The 20,496-nt window shown below is 47.0% G+C and carries 23 protein-coding genes; 13 read left to right on the top strand and 10 right to left on the bottom strand.

The features are described from left to right. Positions 1-398 precede the first annotated feature (398 nt). Positions 399-947 carry a gamma carbonic anhydrase family protein gene (locus R7041_RS18885; RefSeq protein ID WP_005379096.1) on the top strand — a complete coding sequence of 183 codons (549 nt, stop codon included), beginning with the start codon at positions 399-401 and terminating at the stop codon, positions 945-947. A gap of 7 nt (positions 948-954) precedes the next feature. Here R7041_RS18885 and R7041_RS18880 read toward each other — a convergent pair whose 3' ends face one another. The 4 genes from R7041_RS18880 to R7041_RS18865 all read right to left on the bottom strand — a co-directional run bounded on the left by R7041_RS18880 (position 955) and on the right by R7041_RS18865 (position 3,679). After that, a complete protein-coding gene (locus tag R7041_RS18880) occupies positions 955-1,218 on the bottom strand; it encodes a DUF1488 domain-containing protein (RefSeq protein WP_005379090.1) in 264 nt (87 codons plus the stop codon). Between the two features lie 3 nt (positions 1,219-1,221). Next, positions 1,222-2,055, bottom strand: coding sequence for a shikimate dehydrogenase (gene aroE, locus R7041_RS18875; protein WP_206949717.1), 834 nt, complete (start codon positions 2,053-2,055; stop codon positions 1,222-1,224). Between the two features lie 101 nt (positions 2,056-2,156). Next, a complete protein-coding gene (hemF, locus tag R7041_RS18870) occupies positions 2,157-3,074 on the bottom strand; it encodes an oxygen-dependent coproporphyrinogen oxidase (protein WP_064368877.1) in 918 nt (305 codons plus the stop codon). A 47-nt stretch (positions 3,075-3,121) separates the two neighbouring features. Next, positions 3,122-3,679 (bottom strand): L-threonylcarbamoyladenylate synthase, encoded by a 558-nt coding sequence (locus tag R7041_RS18865; RefSeq protein WP_005379084.1) that lies wholly within the window; start codon positions 3,677-3,679, stop codon positions 3,122-3,124. Positions 3,680-3,879: 200 nt separating this feature from the next. Here R7041_RS18865 and purE point away from each other — a divergent pair, with 200 nt between their 5' ends. Beyond that, positions 3,880-4,365 (top strand): 5-(carboxyamino)imidazole ribonucleotide mutase, encoded by a 486-nt coding sequence (gene purE / locus R7041_RS18860; protein WP_005379082.1) that lies wholly within the window; start codon positions 3,880-3,882, stop codon positions 4,363-4,365. Positions 4,366-4,369: 4 nt separating this feature from the next. Next, complete coding sequence (locus R7041_RS18855) at positions 4,370-5,503, top strand: 5-(carboxyamino)imidazole ribonucleotide synthase (RefSeq protein ID WP_031781055.1); 1,134 nt, start codon at positions 4,370-4,372, stop codon at positions 5,501-5,503. Positions 5,504-5,566: 63 nt separating this feature from the next. Here the strand turns inward: R7041_RS18855 and R7041_RS18850 are convergent, their stop codons facing one another. The 4 genes from R7041_RS18850 to R7041_RS18835 form a co-directional block, all read right to left on the bottom strand. Next, complete coding sequence (locus tag R7041_RS18850; protein WP_005386647.1) at positions 5,567-6,136, bottom strand: type I DNA topoisomerase; 570 nt, start codon at positions 6,134-6,136, stop codon at positions 5,567-5,569. Positions 6,137-6,214: 78 nt separating this feature from the next. Further along, positions 6,215-6,694, bottom strand: coding sequence for a DUF494 family protein (locus R7041_RS18845; RefSeq protein ID WP_005379074.1), 480 nt, complete (start codon positions 6,692-6,694; stop codon positions 6,215-6,217). A 2-nt stretch (positions 6,695-6,696) separates the two neighbouring features. Further along, the gene (gene dprA / locus R7041_RS18840) at positions 6,697-7,806 is read right to left on the bottom strand and encodes a DNA-processing protein DprA (RefSeq protein WP_053350676.1); all 1,110 of its coding nucleotides are present in this window, start codon (positions 7,804-7,806) and stop codon (positions 6,697-6,699) included. Continuing rightward, positions 7,790-8,884, bottom strand: a complete 1,095-nt coding sequence (locus tag R7041_RS18835; protein ID WP_017635610.1) for a LysM peptidoglycan-binding domain-containing protein — start codon at positions 8,882-8,884, stop codon at positions 7,790-7,792. The genes dprA and R7041_RS18835 overlap by 17 nt, the downstream gene beginning before the upstream one ends. A 138-nt stretch (positions 8,885-9,022) precedes the next feature. On the opposite strand from R7041_RS18835, the gene def reads away from it, so the two are divergent. From def to R7041_RS18805, 6 genes are all read left to right on the top strand, one after another. After that, on the top strand, positions 9,023-9,541 hold the full coding sequence (gene def / locus R7041_RS18830; protein ID WP_005379068.1) for a peptide deformylase: 519 nt from the start codon (positions 9,023-9,025) through the stop codon (positions 9,539-9,541). Between the two features lie 33 nt (positions 9,542-9,574). Beyond that, on the top strand, positions 9,575-10,522 hold the full coding sequence (fmt, locus tag R7041_RS18825) for a methionyl-tRNA formyltransferase (protein WP_054579447.1): 948 nt from the start codon (positions 9,575-9,577) through the stop codon (positions 10,520-10,522). Positions 10,523-10,602: 80 nt separating this feature from the next. Then, entirely contained in the window at positions 10,603-11,886 is a 1,284-nt protein-coding gene (rsmB, locus tag R7041_RS18820; protein ID WP_206949716.1) for a 16S rRNA (cytosine(967)-C(5))-methyltransferase RsmB, read from the top strand. 63 nt (positions 11,887-11,949) lie between these two features. Then, entirely contained in the window at positions 11,950-13,326 is a 1,377-nt protein-coding gene (gene trkA, locus R7041_RS18815; RefSeq protein WP_005379062.1) for a Trk system potassium transporter TrkA, read from the top strand. A gap of 9 nt (positions 13,327-13,335) precedes the next feature. Beyond that, a complete protein-coding gene (locus tag R7041_RS18810) occupies positions 13,336-14,781 on the top strand; it encodes a TrkH family potassium uptake protein (RefSeq protein ID WP_017821575.1) in 1,446 nt (481 codons plus the stop codon). 26 nt (positions 14,782-14,807) lie between these two features. Further along, positions 14,808-15,392: a DUF3157 family protein gene (locus R7041_RS18805; RefSeq protein ID WP_132937259.1), complete on the top strand. Its 585-nt coding sequence runs from the start codon at positions 14,808-14,810 to the stop codon at positions 15,390-15,392. Between the two features lie 33 nt (positions 15,393-15,425). On the opposite strand, the gene trhA is transcribed toward R7041_RS18805, so the two are convergent. Both trhA and R7041_RS18795 read right to left on the bottom strand, forming a co-directional pair. Beyond that, positions 15,426-16,079, bottom strand: coding sequence for a PAQR family membrane homeostasis protein TrhA (gene trhA, locus R7041_RS18800; protein WP_206949715.1), 654 nt, complete (start codon positions 16,077-16,079; stop codon positions 15,426-15,428). A gap of 70 nt (positions 16,080-16,149) precedes the next feature. Further along, positions 16,150-16,956, bottom strand: coding sequence for a sporulation protein (locus R7041_RS18795; protein ID WP_005379045.1), 807 nt, complete (start codon positions 16,954-16,956; stop codon positions 16,150-16,152). 296 nt (positions 16,957-17,252) lie between these two features. Here R7041_RS18795 and R7041_RS18790 point away from each other — a divergent pair, with 296 nt between their 5' ends. The 4 genes from R7041_RS18790 to R7041_RS18775 form a co-directional block, all read left to right on the top strand. Beyond that, on the top strand, positions 17,253-17,420 hold the full coding sequence (locus R7041_RS18790; protein ID WP_005379043.1) for a hypothetical protein: 168 nt from the start codon (positions 17,253-17,255) through the stop codon (positions 17,418-17,420). 166 nt (positions 17,421-17,586) lie between these two features. Next, a complete protein-coding gene (locus tag R7041_RS18785) occupies positions 17,587-17,853 on the top strand; it encodes a YihD family protein (RefSeq protein ID WP_033906580.1) in 267 nt (88 codons plus the stop codon). A 308-nt stretch (positions 17,854-18,161) separates the two neighbouring features. Then, entirely contained in the window at positions 18,162-19,583 is a 1,422-nt protein-coding gene (gene ccoG / locus R7041_RS18780; RefSeq protein WP_033906581.1) for a cytochrome c oxidase accessory protein CcoG, read from the top strand. A 53-nt stretch (positions 19,584-19,636) separates the two neighbouring features. Then, the coding region (locus R7041_RS18775; protein WP_318128681.1) for a serine/threonine protein kinase at positions 19,637-20,496 on the top strand (860 nt) is incomplete at its 3' end.

Raw genomic sequence — 20,496 nt, 5'->3', positions numbered from 1 at the left:
TGTTTCCGAAGAAACTATTTGGATTATCATCAACGAGTGCCCACACAGATTGATAGGTCTATATTGTTAAAGAGCTTTCCTGTTGAGCTTTGCTCAAAACAGGACGGCCATTTTAGCGAGTTAAAGTTTAGTGTCAATCACTTTTTTCAAACTTTCTTCAAGCGTTTCCGCTTGGCTAATTTGGCTTGCTAACTTGGCTTCTTACTTTCGAAACTCAAGCTTCGAAGCGTTGCCGTGTCAGCGAGGTGGCATTATAGAGATTGCGATCACATTGGCAAGCCCTTTTTCTCGTTTTTTTTGATTTTTTTATCGTTTGGGTGTTTTTTATTCTAAAAGGCGAGTTTTCACTACTATTCTACCTCCATACACCCTGTAATCGCCCTGAATAAGGAAAAAAGATGAGCTCAATGAGAAGCTACAAAGGTATAAAGCCTGAACTTGGTGAGCGTGTTTACGTTGACCCAACCTCTGTTTTAGTCGGTGATATCCGAATTGGCGATGATTCTAGCATTTGGCCACTGGTAGCAGCGCGAGGTGATGTAAACCACATTCACATTGGTGATCGAACGAATATTCAAGATGGCAGTGTTTTGCATGTCACCCATAAGAACGCCGAAAACCCAAACGGCTACCCATTGATTATTGGTAATGACGTTACGATTGGCCACAAAGTGATGCTGCACGGTTGTGAGATCCACGATCGTGTTTTGGTTGGTATGGGAGCTATTGTTTTAGATGCTGTTGTAATTGAGTCAGAGGTGATGATCGGAGCAGGCAGTTTAGTGCCACCTGGGAAAGTATTAGAAAGTGGCTACTTATATGTTGGAAGCCCAGTAAAACAAGCTCGCCCTCTGTCAGAAAAAGAACGAGCTTTCTTGCAAAAGTCTGCCAACAACTATGTGCAGAACAAAAACGACTACTTAAATGAAGTAAAAGACTTGAACTAAAGCCCTGTTAACCGATGATGATATGGCCTTCTTCGTTGAAGGCTTCATCTTCTATTAGCTCTTCAGCCATTTCTTCTAGGTCGAATCGGTAATCAGTAAACACTTTAATTGCCGCTTGCTCAGTTTCAATCAGTGAACCACTGAGCTTTTCTAGCTTTTGTTTCGTCACAAAGCACTCTATTAGTGCGCCTGATTGTTGCGCCGAAAAGTTTACCGATTGTGATACTTCATCCCATGATTGAATATCTGGGAATAAGATGGATTGATTCATCGCTTATTGACCTTCAAGGTTCTTTCTTAGTTCTCTGAGAATTTGTTTGGCACCAGGACGTAAGCCACGCCAAAGCATAAAGCTTTCTGCAGCCTGCCCAACCAGCATTCCAAGACCGTCATACGCATGAGCGGCACCATTTTCTCTTGCCCATAAGTTAAAGCTCGTCACTCCTTTGCCATAAATCATGTCATAGCTTGTGCTGTTGGCGGCAAAGATAGAGGAAGAGATAGCAGGCAGTTCACCACTAAGAGAAGCGGAGGTAGAGTTAATGATGACATCATACTCTTCATCAATACTTTCCATCTCTCTCGCTACGATAGGACCATGAGAGACAAACAGCTCTGCGAGCTCTTGTGCTTTACTAAAGGTACGGTTGGTAATGGTTAAAGAGGTCGGCTTTTGATCGAGTAGTGGCTTAATAACACCACGAGCTGCACCACCAGCGCCAATAATTAGGATTCGCGCACCTTCCAATACAACCTGATGCTGAAGCAGATCTTGCACTAAACCTGCACCATCAGTGTTGTCACCGATGATTTCACCATCGTCTAACTTCTTGAGGGTATTTACCGCGCCTGCTAACTGAGCCCGTTCTGTCAATCGACTAGCAAATCGATAAGCATCTTCTTTAAATGGCATAGTGATGTTGCACCCCTTGCCACCTTCAGCAAAAAACACCTTCGCCGCGTCAATAAAACCATCAACAGGTGCACTTTCTGCGGTGTACACCAAAGATTGATTAGTTTGACGAGCAAACAAGGTGTGAATGAATGGCGACTTACTGTGTCCGATAGGATTACCAAACACGGCATAGCGATCGATTTGCTGGGTCATTTCCTTACCTTTGTTCCTTACTTAGATATAGAGAAAACAGGGCCACCTGATTACAGATGACCCTATCACTATCTATCTATATAGAAAAGGAGATTCCGTGCTTACCACTCTCGGGGCGTTAGGTATCGCTCGTAAAGTTCAGCTTCTGGCGATCCCGCTTCTGGCTCGTAGCAGTACTCCCAGCGAGCGAGCGGCGGCATTGACATCAGAATCGACTCAGTACGCCCACCACTTTGTAAACCAAATAAGGTGCCACGGTCATACACTAAGTTGAACTCTACGTAACGGCCGCGACGATATAGTTGGAATTCACGCTCACGCTCACCATACTCGATCTCTTTACGACGAGAAACGATCGGCAAATAAGCCTGGCAATAGCCTTCACCGACTGCTTTGATGTAAGCAAAACACTTATCAAATTCCCAATGGTTTAGATCATCAAAGAACAAACCGCCAACACCGCGAGTTTCATTACGATGTGGTAGGAAGAAATATTTGTCACACCATGCCTTATGCTCTTGGTAAACATCGTCACCAAATGGTGCACAAAGCTGTTTTGCAGTGTCGTGCCATGATTGGCAATCTTCTTCAAATGGGTAGAACGGCGTTAGGTCAAAACCACCACCAAACCACCAAATTGGGTCTTCGCCATCTTTTTCTGCAATAAAGAAGCGGACATTGGCGTGTGAAGTCGGTACGTAAGGGTTTTTAGGGTGAATAACCAAAGAAACACCCATCGCTTCAAAACGACGACCCGCTAGCTCTGGGCGATGCGCTGTCGCAGATGCTGGCATTTCTTTCCCTTCCACATGCGAGAAATTCACGCCTCCCTGCTCGAAAACAAGGCCATCACGCAAAACACGTGAGCGACCACCGCCACCCAGACGCTCTCCTTTTTCACGTTGCCATGCATCTTCGACAAAGACGGCCTTTCCATCTTCTTGTTCTAACTGCTGACAAATGGAATCCTGAAGTGACATCAAGAACTGCTTTACGGCGTGCTTATCGATCGCTGACATACGTTATTACCTATTACGTGAAACCTAATGATGGCTGGCTAGCAGGGTTAACCCTGTCTTAATATTTGTGAAGTTTTGGCGTCACGAATCTCGCTGGGTTTATCACGACCGCTGGTCTCGCCACGAAGAATGGCGACCAGCTTATCACCCAACTGCTCTTCGACTTCTTCCGTGGTCATACACGGTGGTAAGCCGGAAAGATTCGCGCTGGTAGAGGTTAACGGCTTTCCGAATGCATTACACATTTTTTGCACCAAAGGATGATCAGTCACACGAACCGCAATTGAATCAAACTGCCCTGAAACCCAGTTGGATACTTTATCGCTCGCTGGCATGATCCAAGTGTATGGGCCTGGCCAAGTGGCATGAACAGTCTGTAATTGTTCTTCAGTCAACTGAGATTCATCAATATAAGGCAAGAGCTGATCATAACTTGCCGCGATGAGAATCAGCCCTTTTTCTACCGGACGCTGCTTGAGCTCTAATAGCTTTTGAATTGCTTCTGGGTTATCTGGATCACATCCGACACCAAAAACCCCTTCTGTTGGATAGGCAATCACTTCGCCTTGCTTGAGTGCGTTGAGCACTTGTTCAAAGTTATCCACCGATTACTTCCTATTTGTTTGACTGTGTTGTTTTCACTAAGTGTACAAATATTCATTCTCAGACACTAAAGCAATTTTTTTATAAAATGTATCAATAGCGCCAACAACTGGACGCAAACGTTTGCTTGAGATAAAAATCCCCGTATAATGCGCACAAATTTATAGCTCACCTAATTTTTTGCAGCTTAAAGGAGTTTGAGATGAAAGTCGGTATCATCATGGGTTCTAAATCCGATTGGCCAACCATGAAACTAGCAGCAGACATGCTAGACCAATTTGGCGTGCCTTACGAAACAAAAGTCGTGTCAGCACACCGAACTCCTCAATTACTGGCTGACTACGCCAGTGGCGCAAAAGAACGCGGCATCAAAGTTATCATCGCAGGCGCAGGTGGTGCAGCCCACCTACCAGGTATGGCGGCGGCGTTTACTAGTTTGCCTGTGCTTGGGGTTCCCGTTCAGTCTCGTGCACTGAAAGGTATGGATTCACTGCTTTCTATTGTACAGATGCCAAAGGGAATTGCGGTTGGTACATTGGCGATTGGCGAAGCGGGCGCAGCAAACGCCGGTATCCTAGCAGCGCAAATCCTAGGCACTCATGATGAAAACATCATGGCGAAGGTAGAAGCATTCCGTAATGAGCAAACGGAAACAGTTCTCGCAAATCCAAACCCTGCAGAGGATTAATCAGATGCATGTACTGGTTCTTGGTGCGGGTCAGTTGGCTCGTATGATGTCTCTGGCTGGTGCGCCACTGAATATTCAAATTTCAGCTTACGATGTCAGCAGCGGTGAGGTCGTTCACCCTTTAACTCAACAGGTACTTGGCCATGGCTTGGAAAATGCGATTACGCAAGTTGATGTGATTACTGCCGAGTTCGAGCATATTCCACATGACGTGCTCAAAGTTTGCGAAGCGAGCGGCAAGTTCCTACCAAGTACGCAAGCCATCAAAGCAGGTGGTGATCGCCGTATTGAAAAAGCACTGCTTGATGATGCCGGCGTGCGCAACGCGAAATACTACGTCATTGAAACTCGTGAAGACTTTGAGCGCGCAATTGAACACGTTGGTATGCCAATGGTTCTGAAAAGTGCATTAGGTGGTTACGATGGTAAAGGCCAATGGCGCTTAAAAGAAGCTTCTCAAGTCGACGACATTTGGACTGAGATGGCAGAGTGCATCGCGGCAACACCAACTCAAGCGATTGTTGCTGAAGAGTTTGTTCCTTTTAACCGCGAAGTATCACTGGTTGGTGCTCGAAGCAAAGATGGCAGTGTGGAAGTGTATCCTCTGGCAGAGAACGTCCACACCAACGGTGTATTGAGTCTTTCTACTGCGATTGATGCGCCAGGGTTACAGGAACAAGCAAAGCAAATGTTCACGGCAGTCGCAGATAGCCTAGATTACGTTGGCGTATTAGCGCTTGAGTTCTTTGATGTCGATGGGGCACTTTTAGTGAATGAGATTGCTCCACGCGTGCACAACTCTGGTCACTGGACACAGCAAGGTGCAGAAACGTGTCAGTTTGAAAACCATCTGCGCGCAGTGTGCGGCTTACCATTAGGCAGTACGAAATTGGTTCGTGAAACCTCAATGATTAATATTCTTGGTGAAGACACACTACCAGAAGCATTGTTATTAATGGATGGTTGCCACATTCATTGGTATGGCAAAGAGAAACGTGCAGGTCGCAAGATGGGACACATCAACGTGTGTGGCGACTACCCAGGAGAATTGCACCGTAGGTTGTGCGCCCTGGCAGACATCTTAGATCCAATGACATTCCCAGCCGTGCACGAGTTTGCGAAACAAGCACAACGCTAAAATCTAGCCCCAAAAACCACAAAGGGTCGCACGATGCGACCCTTTTTAATTCCTTTGATGTATTTACCCTTGTTGAGTGTGCTGGCACTTACGGTTGGCACATTGCAATTTCACACCACTGGCGAGTTTCTTCTCCACCAACAACGTAAAACCACATTCTTCGCACCTCCCCTTTACCGGAGGGAGATTCACTGCAAATTTGCATTTAGGGTAGTTATCACATGCGTAGAAAGTTTTACCAAAACGCGTCTTACGTTCAACTAAATGACCTTTACCGCATTCAGGACACGCGTGGTGCTCTTGCGACTGCTTTTCTGGCTCAGGTTGATTAATCGACTCAATATGATGGCACGCCGGATAGTTACTGCAACCAACAAACATGCCATAACGCCCTTGGCGTAATACCAACTCGTTACCACAATCTGGACAAGGAACGCCAAGCTCTTTGACGATGTGTCCATCATTGTTGTGCAGGGCTTTGATGTAATCACAGCTTGGGTAGTGGCTACAGCCAAGAAAGGGACCGTGTTTGCCATGTTTGAGGGTCAACTCGCTGCCACATTTAGGACACGGCTCGTGTTCCAATGCGTGTTCATGGGCAGAGAAAAGGGTGTTGTCGATTTTACTACTCATACTTACCGTTTCGTGAAAAACACACCAAAAGACAAGCTCGCGTTCTTGCTAGCTAAACTCGAACTTGCCTAGATTGGGTTAGTGAAGAATCCCTTGTTCCTTGGTGTACAACAGCTCTTCCATTAGCGTGTAAGCGTTTTCGTTGCCAGGCACATTAAACAGCACCATCAGAATGATCCATTTGAGGTCTTCAAGCTCAAACTCACTCGTTTCTAATCCCATCACTCGGTCAATCACCATTTCGCGAGTTTCTGTGGTTAACACATTGATTTGCTCGAGAAACAATAGAAACCCTCGGCATTCCAAATCTAAACGCTGCATCTCTTTCGCTGTGTAGATACGAGTTGATGACGAAGCCATGCAAGTCGAGATTGCAGAAGAGGTGTCACTTTGCTGCAATGCGGCAAGCTCTTCTAACCAGACAAGGGCTTTGTAGATATCTTTTTGTTGGAAGCCTGCACGGAGCAATTCTTCTTCCAACTCGTCTTGTTCGACCTGTAACTCTGCATCGCTATGGATGTAGGTTTCGAATAGATACATCAGTATATCCATCATCATAGCTAGCCCCTCCCCTTTCGAATATAGCCACCTGAAACCGCAACGACATGCCCAGAGAGTTCTAACTCTAAGAGCTGCATCATGACTTCTTGGACAGGTATATTGGTCCTGTTTGCAAGAATATCAACCGGTGTAGCTTCACTTCCTACGTTAGCTAACAGCTGAGGAAATGGCAATTCTTCTTCATCATTTAACGTAGAAAATAAATCGGTACTCTGATTAATAGACCAATCAAGCAAGGACTGTATTTCATCTAAGACATCTTTCGTCTTTTCTACGAGGCAAGCGCCATGACGTATCAACTGGTTTCCACCGCAGGCATTGGGGGCATTGATTGACGCTGGCAGCGCAAATACTTCTCGACCTTGCTCAAGCGCGTAACGAGCTGTAATTAACGAGCCGCTCTTTTTCGCCGCCTCGACGACCAGTACACCAAGCGATAATCCACTAATAATACGATTACGACGCGGGAAGTTTTCTGGACGCGGCTTGGCATTAGGCCGAAACTCAGACACCAAGGCCCCATGTTCAATAACACGTTGCGCTAAACCACGATGACGTGCCGGATAAATATTTTCTAAGCCAGATCCTAGCACCGCAATCGTCTTACCACCCGCTTGCAACGCACCATCATGCGCATGACCATCAATGCCTAAAGCGAGACCACTGGTGACAATAAAATCGTGCTGAACAAACTCTGCAGCAAACTGACGTGCATGCTGTAATCCATCAATACTCGCATTTCGACTGCCAACCATCGCGATTTGTGGCTGAGAGAGACAAGTAGGGTTTCCTTGAACAAAAAGTAGAGGTGGCGGTGCAACGATTTGTTTGAGTTGAGGTGGATAACGCGGGTCAGTCAGTGTCAGGATATGATGATTTGTAGAAGCCTCAAGCCAGCTTAAACAAGCATCGACTTCTTTATCTGTTGAAGCCCAAGCTTGAATTTGCTTAGTTGTTAACCCAAGTTGTTGTAGCTGTTCAGGAGAGAAGTTTACGATGTTACGTGGCGTGTCTCTTGCCAGTAGCTTATTCATTTTGACGCCGCCAATGCCTGGTAAACAACTCAGTTTTAACCAGGCAGCGAGATCATCGTTATTTCGTCGATTCATCGATGGTTAATTCGTCCGCCAACGGTGACACCACCGAAATATCTTGGTTAATGGGTTTAGTACTGTTAGTGATCAGTGCCAAGCTAAAGTACTCATAAGGACGAATGACCAGCAACTCACCAACTTTGCTTTGAGGCAAAGTAATTTTCTTATCAAGCACGCCAAACTCTTTCTTGAACTCATCGCCGTCTTTGTAAACTGGGTGCGCGTCTTCTTTTAAATCAAACACACTGCCTTGCTTCAGATTGTCTGACGTGCCTTTATCAATCACCACGACTTGGTTAGTTGAACTAAAGCGAATACCTTCGATATTACCTAGCAACTTTGCCGAACTGCCTTGTGGCGACGGCAGCGGGTAGAACGTAGTCGTGAAGTCAGTATTCTCAACCGATTGATTTGGCAACGCGATATCGTTACGTAGAATTTCTTGCATCTGCGATGTAAGCTTCAAACCTGAATAATCACTCGAAGCTTCAACGAGCTCGCCTTTGGCAATCAAACGCAGCGCGGTAATCTCTTCGGACACATCGTCACGCGAAAAGGTAGCTACTGGTCGGTAAATAGCCCAACCTGTCGCGGTCTGATTACCATTGATATACAGCACATCTTCTGCAGTCAGATACTTACTGCCTTTGCTGCTACCCATCACTTTTGCTGCACTGTTCAACGCATCTTGATCCAGCAACCGATCCGATTTGAGGTAAGGCATCACCAAACCTTCCGCGACCGTTGGTACCGCTTTCTTTTCCGTGATACGTGCTTTCGGGCTCAGCTTCTTAACCGGTTTTAGGCTCAATACGGGCTGACCGTTAATCCACACCAAAGACAGCTTGTCACCGGGATAAATTAAATGAGGGTTGTCGATTTCCGGGTTTACTTGCCATAAACGAGGCCACAACCACGGGCTATCCAAGTACATGGCCGAAATATCCCATAGCGTATCGCCCTTCACGACTACATATGTTTGTGGCGCATCATCTTTAACAGTCAGTGGGTTTGCATCCACATTTGCTACAGCGTTGAAAGAGAAAAGTAACGGCAACGTAACACTGGCAACGTTGCGGAAAATTCGATTCATGACCCTCGTCCTTGGTCTATTAAGCAGGAACCAGAATGGAAATTGGTGCAAGGATGCTGTCATTTAGGCTATAAAATGTCTAGAATTGAGCCAACAAGGTTTGTGCTGTTTCGGCACAGTTCAATATTTCGAGTGAATATGTCTGTATTACAAGTATTAACATTCCCGGATGATCGCCTGCGCACAGTCGCAAAGCCTGTTGAAGCGGTGACACCTGAGATTCAAAAAATCGTCGATGACATGATTGAAACCATGTACGACGAAGAAGGTATTGGCCTTGCTGCAACGCAGGTTGATATCCACAAACGTATCGTAGTGATTGATATTTCAGAAACTCGCGATGAGCCGATGGTGCTAATCAACCCTGAGATTCTGGAAAAGCGTGGCGAAGATGGCATCGAAGAAGGCTGTCTGTCGGTACCAGGTGCACGCGCACTTGTGCCTCGCGCTGCAGAAGTTACCGTTAAAGCACTGGATCGTGATGGCAAAGAGTTCACCTTTGAAGCCGACGACCTGCTAGCGATTTGTGTTCAACACGAGCTTGATCACCTACAAGGTAAGCTGTTCGTGGATTACCTATCGCCACTGAAACGCAAACGCATTCAGGACAAGCTAGCAAAAATCAAACGCTTTAACGAGAAGCAGCAAAACGCTTAATCTCGAACCATACCAATTAGAAGGAAGTCTACCTTGAGTCAGTCTTTACGAATTGTCTTTGCAGGTACTCCGGATTTCGCCGCCCGTCACTTGGCGGCGTTGTTGTCTTCGGAGCATGAAGTCATCGCGGTTTACACAAACCCAGATCGTCCAGCGGGTCGTGGCAAAAAAATGGCTGCGCCACCGGTAAAACAACTGGCGCTAGAACACAATATCCCGGTTTACCAACCTGAAAGCTTTAAGTCCGACGAAGCCAAACAAGAACTTGCCGATCTGAACGCCGACCTCATGGTTGTCGTGGCGTACGGTATGCTGCTGCCACAAGCGGTTCTTGATACCCCTAAACTGGGTTGTATCAACGTACATGGTTCTATCCTACCTCGTTGGCGTGGTGCGGCTCCAATCCAACGCTCTATTTGGGCGGGCGATGCAGAAACTGGCGTGACCATCATGCAGATGGACATCGGTCTCGACACTGGTGATATGCTGAAGATTGCAACTCTGCCAATCGAAGCGACAGATACCAGCGCTTCAATGTACGAAAAATTGGCTGAGCTTGGCCCAGAAGCCCTGATTGACTGCCTAGCAGACATTGCTGCGGGTAAAGCAGTGCCAGTGAAGCAAGACGATGAGCTCGCGAACTACGCGAAAAAGCTCAGCAAAGAAGAAGCACGCATCAACTGGAACGACGATGCGGCGCACATTGAGCGCTGCGTTCGTGCATTTAACCCATGGCCAATGAGCCACTTTGAGGCGGCAGAAAACAGCATCAAAGTATGGCAAAGCCGTGTGGCAGAGCAAACCAGTGACAAGCCAGCCGGCACCATCGTACAAGCAGATAAAACCGGTATTTATGTTGCGACAGGCAACGGCGTACTGGTGCTAGAGCAACTGCAAGTTCCTGGCAAAAAAGCCATGTCAGTTCAGGATATTCTGAATTCGCGTGCGGCTTGGTTTGAAGTTGGCACTCTGCTGGTTTAAGCCATACTAGGGGTTATTATCCCCAATTATACGAACTTTTAGAGGGCAGAGATGCCCTCCTTTACTTTAAGGTACTCATCATGAATGTTCGCGCTGCGGCTGCTAACGTCCTGTATCTTGTCGTCGACAAGGGCCACTCACTTTCAAGCGCTCTTCCAGCGGCTCAACAAACGGTACGACCTCGTGACCACGCTCTGTTACAAGAGATCTGTTACGGTGCGCTACGTTACCTACCTCGCCTAGAAATGATCGCAAACCAATTGATGGATAAGCCGCTAAAAGGCAAACAACGTGTATTCCATCACCTAATTCTGGTTGGTATTTACCAACTGAGCTTCATGCGCATTCCTGCGCACGCAGCTGTCGGTGAAACGGTTGAAGGCACTAAAGAGCTGAAAGGTCCTCGTCTGCGTGGTTTGATTAACGCTGTATTGCGTAACTACCAGCGCAACCAAGAAGAACTCGACCAAATGGCCGTCAGCAACAACGCTGGCAAGTACGGTCACCCAAGCTGGTTACTAAAACTGCTGCAAGAGGCCTACCCACAGCAATGGGAAAGCATAGTTGAAGCGAACAACCAAAAAGCACCAATGTGGCTCCGTGTAAATCACCAACACCACACTCGAAATGAATACCTTGCGCTGCTCAAAAATGAAAACATTGATAGCACGCCACACACAGAAGCAATGGACGCCATAAAATTGGCCGCGCCATGTGACGTGATGAAGCTACCTGGTTTTGAAAAAGGTTGGGTTTCGGTCCAAGATGCGGCGGCGCAGCTCTCGATCAACTACCTAAAACCACAAGACGGCGAACTGATTTTAGATTGCTGTGCAGCGCCAGGTGGCAAGACGGCGCACATTCTAGAGCGCACGTCAGGCAGTGAAGTGGTCGCGATTGACTGCGACGACACACGCTTGAAACGTGTGCATGAAAACCTGAAGCGTCTCAACCTTCAGGCAAAAGTGGTTTGCGGTGATGCGCGTAATCCACAAGAATGGTGGCAAGGCGAGCAATTTGATCGCATTTTGCTGGATGCCCCATGTTCTGCGACTGGCGTGATTCGTCGTCACCCAGACATCAAATGGCTACGTCGTGCAGACGACATCGCCGCATTAGCAGAGCTGCAAAGTGAAATTTTTGATGCCATGTGGACGCAACTGAAGCCCGGCGGCACAATGGTTTACGCGACTTGTTCAATCACACCGCAAGAAAACGTGGAGCAAGTAAAAGCGTTTTTAGCACGTACCGCGGATGCGCAACTGCTGGATTCTGATCCCGACCAGCCTGGTCGTCAAATTCTACCAGGCGAAGAAGATATGGATGGTTTCTACTACGCAGTGCTAACTAAAACACACGCGTAACAGCATGCTAAATAGGGCGATTGAAGCGATTTCAATCGCCTTTTTCAGATACGAGAAAAGAGTATGAAGATCATTATTCTTGGTGCAGGTCAGGTTGGCGGCACACTGGCAGAAAACCTAGTGGGTGAAAACAACGACATCACCATCGTCGACAATAATGCCGACCGACTGCGTGAATTGCAGGACAAATACGACCTACGTGTGGTCAATGGCCATGCGAGCCATCCAGACGTGCTACACGAAGCTGGCGCGCAAGACGCCGATATGCTCGTCGCAGTAACCAACACTGATGAAACCAACATGGCCGCCTGTCAGGTCGCGTTCACTCTATTCAATACCCCAAACCGCGTTGCGCGTATTCGCTCTCCAGAATACTTGGCAGAAAAAGAAGCCCTGTTTAAATCTGGCGCCATTCCTGTTGATCACCTTATCGCACCAGAAGAACTCGTCACGAGCTACATCGAACGTCTGATCCAATACCCAGGCGCGCTGCAAGTGGTGAGCTTTGCTGAACAGAAAGTCAGCCTAGTGGCGGTGAAAGCCTACTATGGTGGCCCGCTGGTGGGTAATGCGTTGTCTGCTTTGCGTGAGCACATGCCGCACATTGATACCCGTGTGGCGGCGATTTTCCGTCAAGGCCGTCCGATTCGCCCACAAGGTACCACCATCATTGAAGCCGACGATGAAGTGTTCTTCGTCGCCGCAAGCAACCACATTCGCTCAGTGATGAGTGAGCTTCAGCGCCTAGAAAAACCGTACCGCCGCATCATGATTGTTGGCGGGGGTAACATCGGCGCAAGCTTGGCAAAACGCCTAGAGCAAACTTACAGCGTGAAGCTGATTGAGCGTAACTACCAGCGTGCAGAAAAGCTCTCTGAGCAACTAGAAAACACCATCGTGTTCTGCGGTGATGCGGCAGACCAAGAGCTTCTCTCGGAAGAGAACATCGACCAAGTCGACGTCTTCATCGCGCTGACCAACGAAGATGAAACCAACATCATGTCTGCAATGTTGGCAAAACGCATGGGCGCTAAAAAAGTGATGGTGCTGATCCAACGTGGCGCTTATGTAGACCTGGTACAAGGCGGCGTAATTGATGTAGCAATCTCACCTCAGCAAGCCACTATTTCAGCCTTGCTAACGCACGTTCGTCGCGCTGATATCGTAAACGTGTCCTCACTTCGCCGCGGCGCTGCGGAAGCGATTGAAGCCGTCGCTCACGGTGATGAAAGTACATCTAAAGTGGTTGGACGTGCGATTGGAGATATAAAGCTTCCACCTGGGACCACCATTGGTGCTATCGTTCGTGGCGAAGAAGTTCTTATTGCCCACGACCGTACGGTCATCGAACAGGATGACCATGTGGTGATGTTCCTGGTCAACAAAAAATACGTATCAGACGTCGAAGCGCTATTCCAGCCGAGTCCATTCTTCCTCTAGGATTTTCCTATGGTCAACTTACGTCCCGTACTGTTTGTTATCGGGCTAGTTTTATCCAAACTGGCCCTGTTTATGTACGTGCCGACTTTGGTCGCTTTCTTTACCGGTACGGGGGGATTCCTCGATTTCGCCCAAGCCGTTGTGATCACGCACCTTGCCGCCTTCATCTGCCTAACGATAGGTCGAACCGCCAAGTTCAAACTCAGCGTACGCGATATGTTCCTCATCACCAGTTTGGTTTGGACCATCGCGAGTGCGTTTGCCGCCTTGCCATTTGTGTTTATCAACCACATCAGCTTCACCGACGCCTACTTCGAAACGATGTCGGGTATCACCACGACGGGCTCAACGGTGCTCAGTGGCCTAGACAACATGGCGCCGAGCATCTTGCTGTGGCGCTCTATTTTACAATGGCTTGGTGGCATTGGTTTTATCGTGATGGCGGTAGCAGTGTTACCTATGCTGAATGTCGGTGGTATGAAGCTATTCCAAACCGAATCATCAGATTGGTCGGATAAAAGTAGTCCAAGAGCGAAAACGGTCGCCAAAAACATCGTAGCGGTATATTTAATGCTAACGGGCCTATGTATTTTGGGCTACTTGATCACCGGCATGAACCTGTTCGAAGCAATCAACCATGCCTTTACTACGCTATCGACGGGTGGATACTCTACATCTGATGGGTCAATGAACCACTTCTCTAATGGCGCACATTGGGTGGCCACTACCTTTATGTTCTTAGGTGGTTTGCCGTTTTTGCTCTTTATCGCCGCGTTACGTAAACGCCGTATTGATGTGTTGGTTAACGACGCTCAAGTTAGAGGATTTGCGTACCTGTTCGTATTCTCAAGCTTAGTGATTTCAGCTTGGTTAGTGATTCGAGATGGGTACACCATTTTGGATGCCCTGCGAGTGTCGATGTTTAATATTGTCTCTGTCGTCACCACAACTGGCTTTGGCTTAGAAGACTTCACCGCATGGGGCGCATTACCCACCACTCTTTTCGCATTCTTAATGATGGCGGGGGCATGCTCAGGATCAACGTCTGGCGGGATCAAAATCTTCCGCTTCCAAATTGCGATGACGCTGCTAAACAAACAAATGATGAAGTTGATTCACCCTTCAGGGGTGTTTGTACAGCGTTATAACCAGCGACCGGTGAATGATGATATTGTTCGCTCAGTGGTGGCATTTGGCTTGATGTTTTTTATCACCATTATCTTTATCGCAGGTTGTTTAAGTGCTCTTGGCCTCGACCCTGTGACCAGTATTTCTGGCTCAATCACCGCCGTTGCCAATGTTGGCCCTGGTATGGGCAGTGTGATTGGCCCGACAGGCAACTTCGCGCCTCTGCCCGATACTGCCAAATGGCTCTTAAGCTTTGGGATGTTAATGGGCCGCTTGGAAATTCTGACTATTCTTGTACTGTTCTTTCCTGCGTTTTGGCGCCGCTAAGCAGACTCTAATTAAAAGGTATAACAATGAAAACATGGATTACTCTGGCGACCCTACTTGCCGCCTCATCCACATACGCCGCCGAGGTCATCACTTTAGCCGATGGTCGAGAAGTGAAGTTGAACGATGACTTTACCTGGGAATACGTCATGAAAAAACCGGCGCAGCAAGCGACGGAGACACAAACAACAGCAAGCGTAGTTGAAACAATCGCAGCTCCTGCGATTGCGACAATCCCAGTGATAACGAAAACCGTTGGCACGACCGTGGTGGTAAACGCCAAAAAGCCAACCATGCAGCTATCAGATTCAGGTGTGGATGTATTGATTGGTTCAGCAAGCTATCAAAGCGGTGAGCTTATTTTGCCTACATCAATCACTAACCAAAGCTCTCAATCTGTCATTCAAGTGGAAGTTGAGGTGCAAGTGTTTGATATGTCTGGTCAGCAACTGGCAAAAGAAAACGTGACTGTTTGGCAATCCATCAAGCGCATGGCGGATACCTACCTGAGACCTCAGCAAGCGGAGCAAGGTAAGAGCATAAAACTGGCTGTACCGCAATCACAGCAATACCAGTTTTCTGCCAAAGTGCTAGAGGTAAAAACTCGCTAATACGTGTTTAATATTCTTTGTTGAGCCTATCGGCTAGATAGGCTCAACAAAGTAATAAATAGCAAAGAAATGGCACACGCAGCCAGCCAAAACAAAGCCGTGCCAAATCGCATGGTTAAAGGGAACGCGCTTCGCAACGTAGAAAATCACGCCCAGTGAATACACAATTCCACCAGCGGCAAGCAGTGTAAGTCCGCCGACATCCAAGTTGATCGCCAACTGATAAATCACAATCAACGATAACCATCCCATCACCAAATACGTCATCAAAGAAAGCTTTTTAAATCGATAGACGAACGCAACTTTCATGATGATGCCGATCAACGCAATGCTCCAAATAACGATCATCAACCCAAATGCTAGAGGTGTTCTTAAGCTGACTAACAAGAAAGGGGTATAGCTGCCTGCTATCAAAAGATAAATAGCACAGTGGTCGAAGGTTTTTAGCCAACGTTTCGCTTTGGGATGAGGGATCGCATGATAGAGCGTCGAGGCCAAAAATAGCACGATAATACTCGCACCATAAATCGCCATACTGGTAAGCGTTAAAGTGTCAGCTTGATGGTCTATGGCTTTAACTAACAGCAGTATCAAGCCAACAATACCAAAAATCATCCCTATACCGTGGGTGATGGTATTGGCCAGTTCTTCACGTTGACTGTATTGAGGTTTCTGCAGCTCGGACATCAATGCGCCTATACTAGAGTTTGAAATTTGCTCTAGTATGGCACATTAGGCTTACACGTGTAAGCTTAAATTAAGACTCATGAACGGCAGTAGTTTGATCGAGATAATTGAGTACCAGTTCGCCAACTTGATCTGGCTTAGTCGTGGCAGGGATGGTCAGCTCTCGCTTGAGTTTGCCACTACCCAGTAAGCTCGCGAGCATGCCACCTTGCCCCTTGCGTGTGCGGTCAACTTCAAACCACAACTTGAGCTCTTGCTCACTGCGGTGGGCAACAAATTCTAATTCGCGCCACACGCCGTGGTAAGGTCCGTCGGTTGGCACCAGTTCAAACTCTTGCACAAATGGTAGATCGAATCCTTTCACTTCCTCGCATTCCACCTGGCGAATTCGTAAACCTTGCGCTTCAAATGCAGATAGTACCGCATCCATCAGTGGATCAGGTCGGACGGTGAGGATGTCTTTATCAGTCGGATCCAAAGCAGCAGCAACGTCTAAGCCAGTTTCTAACCATACTTTGGCATCACCAATGGTGACAGGCGTGTTCCAAGGCACATCGAGCTTAACATCGAAGGTACGCTCTTCGCCGGAATGGATGGTAAATGCGTAAGGGAGACTCCACTTAGCAAGCACATGAGTTTGAGGTACTCGGCGCATGCTGTGTCCTTCTCGCGCACCACGGTCATCAGGGGCTTCTGCGATGTAGCGGCAACAGAGTTTTAAATCAATGTTGTCGATCGCTTGTTCAGTCGCACCACCATATACATGGATCGACACATCCACACTTTGACCTGGGTATAGCACGTCTTGGTTTAAGATTGAGTCGACCTTCGCGCTCCCAATCCCAAAACTGGCAAGTGTCTTCTTCAAAAATGACATAGGCACCTCCTTCATCGAGATCTCATACTACTACTGCTGATCGTGGGATCAAACAAAAATTGCCTCGAACATCGCGACAAAATGACAAAATCTAAACAATTCAATTGCTCAACTATCGACCAATTATTACAAGGATGCTAATCTTACACTTGATATGCATGCATATCGGTATTCCTGACTCATTAACTGGATTGGCGAGAGCCAGAAGAGTGATTCTTCAATCTTGTTGGAGCCTAGCTCATAATGATTCAGGCCATTACATCGGCAATGGATATGCCTGACAGTTAGGTAAATTAATGCGCCCAACAACAGTCAGGTTCGCACACACTAATACTAGTGCAATGCGCCGCCGCAGTGGCTTTACTACTGCACCAAAGGCAAAGCAAGTTGCGCCAGCAATGACATTGGTTGAGAAGACAGCAATGATGTCGAGTGTTCCGGCCAAAGTTATCAAAGCAGCTTAATCAAAAGCGCGGCGCCAGCTGCGCTTTTTTCTTTGCACGCGACTCATAAAGCTTCAAAGACTTAGAACAAACTACAGTGAAAGAGATAGTTTTTCCTATTTGGTCTTCGCAAAGCAATTTGGTACCTTTACTGCTAATTACACCTATAAATTCTGTGGAGAAAGAAATGAAGTGTCATCGCATTGAAGAGCTGCTTGAGCTACTAGAGCCTGAATGGCATAAAGAGCAAGAGCTGAACCTATTGCAGTTCATCGTTAAGCTGGCAAAAGAAGCAGGCTATGAAGGAAAGCTAGAAGATCTGACCGACGATGTACTGATCTACCACCTTAAAATGCGTAATAGCAGCAAAGATGAAATGATCCCTGGACTCAAAAAAGACCAAGAGGACGATTTTAAAACGGCGATCCTACGCGCTCGTGGCATCATCAAATAACCAGCTCAACAGCCAGTATTCTTTAAGCGACTCTCTCTGTGAGTCGCTTTTTTATAACCAAAGTTTTTAGTCCCACAATTGGTTATAACTGTTCAGCCAATTATCAGGTTAACTGTACTGATTTTTGTTGTTAAACATTGACTGCGTTAAAGAAACGGAATTGTTATTGATTGTATAATCGCCGTTCATCAGTATTTACTAAAATAATTATGTTCGGTCATCTTTATGACGGAACGAGCAGCAATGTCATCGAGCGACATCAATAGAAATGACGCCGTACATTATAAAAGCCTAAGAAGGATGAGTGCATGAGTCAGGACAAGATCGATATCAAAGATGTGACTCCTAAAACCTATAATCCCAAAACCCACAAAGGAAACGGGGATCGGTTTAACCCAAGTAATCGCATCTATGTACGCGAAAGTAAAGGAACTTACCAGAAACTACGTCGTTACGGTGGTTGGTTCTTACTACTTCTCTTCGCTTTGATACCGTGGATTCCTTACGGTGAACGTCAAGCGATCTTGCTCGATATTGGCAACCAGCAGTTCAACTTTTTCGGTACCACCCTGTACCCACAAGATCTTACCCTACTCGCCTTGCTGTTTGTGATCGCGGCGTTTGGGTTGTTCTTTATTACCACCTTCTTAGGTCGGGTTTGGTGTGGCTATCTCTGCCCACAAACCGTCTGGACCTTCATGTATATCTGGTTTGAAGAGAAGCTCGAAGGTAGTGCCAATAAACGCCGTAAACAAGACTCCAATAAGCTGACGGCGAATTTAGCGATGCGTAAAACCGTCAAACATATAGCTTGGTTTGCCATTGCACTCGCCACTGGTTTTACTTTTGTTGGCTACTTCGTACCAATGAAGCAATTGGTTATCGACTTTTTCACCTTTAACGCCAACTTCTGGCCCGTCTTTTGGGTAATGTTCTTTGCCATTTGTACTTATGGTAATGCTGGTTGGATGCGTTCCATCATGTGTATTCACATGTGTCCTTACGCGCGCTTCCAATCTGCCATGTTTGATAAAGACACCTTCATCGTTGGCTACGATGCAAAACGTGGGGAAAAACGTGGCCCACGTCCGCGTAAAGCCGATCCAAAGCAGCTTGGTTTGGGTGATTGTATTGATTGTGATTTGTGTGTGCAGGTGTGCCCAACAGGTATCGATATTCGTGACGGCTTGCAGTATGAATGTATCAACTGTGGCGCCTGTATTGATGCGTGTGACAACACCATGGATCGCATGGGCTACGAGAAAGGCCTAATTAGTTACACCACCGAACATCGCTTATCGGGTAAGAGTACCAAAGTCATGCGTCCGAAGCTGCTAGGCTATGGTGCCGTACTACTCGTCATGGTCGGTCTTTTCTTTGCCCAAATTGCAGCGGTAGACCCAGCCGGCATGAGTGTTATTCGCGACCGTAACCAACTGTTCCGCGTTAATAGCTCGGGAGAAGTAGAAAACACCTACACCCTCAAAGTGATCAACAAAACTCAGCAAGTGCAAGAGTACTCGTTGGATGTTGAAGGGCTATCCGATGTAAGCTGGTATGGTAAGCAGACAATTCAGGTCCAGCCAGGTGAGGTATTAAACCTGCCAATGAGTCTTGGTGCCGATCCTGACAAGCTAAACTCTGCGATTACGACAATTCAGTTTATACTCACCGATAAGAGCAACGAATTCACCATTGAAGTAGAAAGCCGTTTTATTAAAAAACTATAGTGCTACTTCAGTGACTAACGGAAAAAGGCTCAGTAATGAGCCTTTTTGTTTATATGTCCCAAAGTATGTTTAACTTTGACGCCCTTACCCCAGACTTTATGTGGTACGCGTTAGAAAGCATCGGCGTTCGCGCAGAATCAGGCTTTCTTCCCCTCAATAGCTACGAAAACCGTGTTTATCAATTTACTGACGAAGAGCGTCGTCGTTATGTCGTCAAGTTTTACCGTCCTGAACGTTGGAGCAATGAACAGATCCAAGAGGAGCACGACTTTACTTTAGAGCTGATTGGCAATGAGATACCCGTCGCACCACCTGTGCGCATCAACGGTGAAACCCTGCATCACTATCAAGGCTATGCTTTTGCGCTGTTTGATAGCGTGGGTGGTCGCCAATACGAGGTTGACAATTTAGATCAGCTCGAAGGTGTAGGGCGTTTCCTTGGCCGCATCCATAAAGTCGGCAGCCGCCAAGCGTTCCAACATCGCCCTACGATCGGCTTACAAGAATACCTGTATCAACCAAGAGAGATTCTGCAAAACGCCAATATGATTCCAATGCACTTGGAGAACAGCTTCTTCAATGACTTGGATATGCTGATCAAATCAATTGAAAGCCACTGGCAAGAAGGCTTCAATATGATTCGTTTGCATGGCGATTGCCACCCAGGCAATATTTTGTGGCGAGATGGCCCTATGTTTGTTGATTTGGATGACGCTCGTAACGGCCCTGCAGTACAAGACTTATGGATGCTATTGAACGGTGAACGCCAAGACAAACTGATGCAGTTGGATATTGTTTTAGAGGCTTACCAAGAGTTTTGCGACTTTAATCCTGCAGAATTGAAACTAATCGAGCCACTTCGCGGTCTACGAATGGTGCACTATATGGCATGGCTAGCAAAACGTTGGCATGA

Origin of the sequence: Vibrio sp. 1751 (genome assembly GCF_033339895.1) — a bacterium.
GTDB classification, from domain to species: domain Bacteria; phylum Pseudomonadota; class Gammaproteobacteria; order Enterobacterales; family Vibrionaceae; genus Vibrio; species Vibrio alginolyticus.
This window is presented reverse-complemented; position numbering and strand designations above follow the sequence as displayed.